This window comes from Zoogloea oleivorans (genome assembly GCF_008107625.1).
Taxonomy (GTDB): Bacteria; Pseudomonadota; Gammaproteobacteria; order Burkholderiales; family Rhodocyclaceae; genus Zoogloea; species Zoogloea oleivorans.
Genome location: NZ_SDKK01000086.1, coordinates 1 through 1,755 on the forward strand (window position 1 = coordinate 1; position 1,755 = coordinate 1,755).

Here is a 1,755-nt window from a genome sequence, read left to right on the forward strand (position 1 = left end):
CTTCAGAGTTGAAACCGCCATTCCTTTCTATAAAACTCCGGGGTGGCTGGTCGTTTAGGTCTTACTCATCGTCGTAGTCAATATTTCGAAAATCCACGATTGCACAGTGCTTGTCTGTGCCTGGGGCATCATGATCTTTCGTCAAAAGGTGTTTGTGTAGTTGTAGAGGGTAGCCAGCCTTCTCATAGAGGTTCTGCATCACTTGTCTCATGTCGCTCGGCACATACCCCCAGCCTTTCTCTGCAATCGCAGCAGGAAGGCCGTATAGGGCCTCAGCAAGCCCGCCAGCAATGGCAGCAACGGTGTCAGAGTCACCCCCAATGCTTACAGCGTTCCTGATTGCGTCCTCGTAACTGCTGGCCTCAAGTGCACAGGTAAGTGCCTCCGGAACGGTCTCCATACAGGTCTCGTTGAAGCTGTAGATGGGTCTGATGTCGTCAACGGTTCTGGACATCTCGTATCCAAAGACATCCGATACGAGATGACGAATTTCAACTGCAGGCAAACCTGACTTAGCCCAGTAGATGGCAGCAGCCGTTGCTGCGGCACCTCTCAAGCCCTCTGGATGGTTGTGGGTAATCTCGGTCACGCGGTTGGACAGTTCAACAGCTTCTTCCAAATTGCTTGCAAGCAGCCCTACAGATGACACCCTCATGGCTGCACCATTGCCAAAACTACCGTAGGGACTTGGTATGTCTTCTTCGATCCAGTCATGGAAACGATTTCCCCAGCCACCTACGTGCTTGTATCGCTTACACCAGTTCTGCAAGGTTTGGGCTGGATCTGCATCGCGAAGCAGTGCATCTGCTACCCCTACAGTGCAGATAGTGTCATCAGTGAAAAACGACTGCTTGTTGAAAAATGGACTGAAGTCCTTGTGTCGGTAGTTATTGAATTCATAGACCGACCCTACGATGTCTCCGATGATTGCTCCGAGCATAGATCTCCTTTAAATGAAAAAACCCGCACTATTTGCGGGTTTCACAACGTTAGGTAGTTGATCTATCACACCAGATCAACTACCAACAGATATTAGTTGGACTTGATTTCAAGCTCTTCGAGAGCTTTCGTAACCGCTACGATACCAAGAGAATATAACGATATTAGTTAGACTTGATTTCAAGCTCTTCGAGAGTGCCACCGTTCGCAAGAAACGTGATAACCCACTCGGGCTTACGGCCTTTGCCGGTCCAAGTTAGGCTCGGATCGATTCGATTTTGATACTTCGCGACACCCTTCGCCTTCAGGGCGCTACCCATGCTGCTGGAAGTAATCCGCTTCTGCGGAAAAATATCATCAACAGTCAGTTCGTACTCTTCGATTATTGATCTAAGTATATGCCTCCTCGAAAGAGATTGCCCGCCAAGTCGGGCAATCTCGAAATATATAATTACCGTGAGATTTCCAGTTCTCGCAAACGGTCTTTGTAAGATGAGGTCATACATTCCACATCAGAACAAGAGTTTCTCTTCTTGATCCACTGGCGCTGTGATTCTTTTGTTGGGGCACTGTTGCCTTTACTTAGTGCTGATTTGTATGCAACCATCAAATCAACATCAGCTTGTGCAAGGCTGCGATTCGAACAAATTAATCTCTCGGCACCGTTAGATGCTTTGTTACAGTCAAAGCTCGGTGAAAACTGACCGTTGCTTAAAGCTGACGAGCGCACCTCCGGAGCTCCAGCCTCGACCTTTTGTGCGTCCACTGATTTTAGAGGCGTTTGGGTAGGTGCTGGGGCAGGTGCAGGTGCAGGTG

Annotated in this window: 3 protein-coding genes; all 3 read right to left on the minus strand. The window is 48.8% G+C overall.

Features of this window, described 5'->3' with window-relative positions; translation table 11 throughout:
• Window positions 1-61: 61 nt before the first annotated feature.
• Window positions 62-940 carry an ADP-ribosylglycohydrolase family protein gene (locus ETQ85_RS25840; protein WP_148581845.1) on the minus strand — a complete coding sequence of 293 codons (879 nt, stop codon included), beginning with the start codon at window positions 938-940 and terminating at the stop codon, window positions 62-64.
• Between the two features lie 163 nt (window positions 941-1,103).
• Complete coding sequence (locus ETQ85_RS27565) at window positions 1,104-1,445, minus strand: H-NS histone family protein (RefSeq protein ID WP_148581846.1); 342 nt, start codon at window positions 1,443-1,445, stop codon at window positions 1,104-1,106.
• Window positions 1,391-1,755: lysozyme inhibitor LprI family protein (locus ETQ85_RS25850; protein WP_148581847.1), on the minus strand; the 365-nt coding region annotated here is incomplete at its 5' end. The genes ETQ85_RS25850 and ETQ85_RS27565, both read right to left, overlap by 55 nt.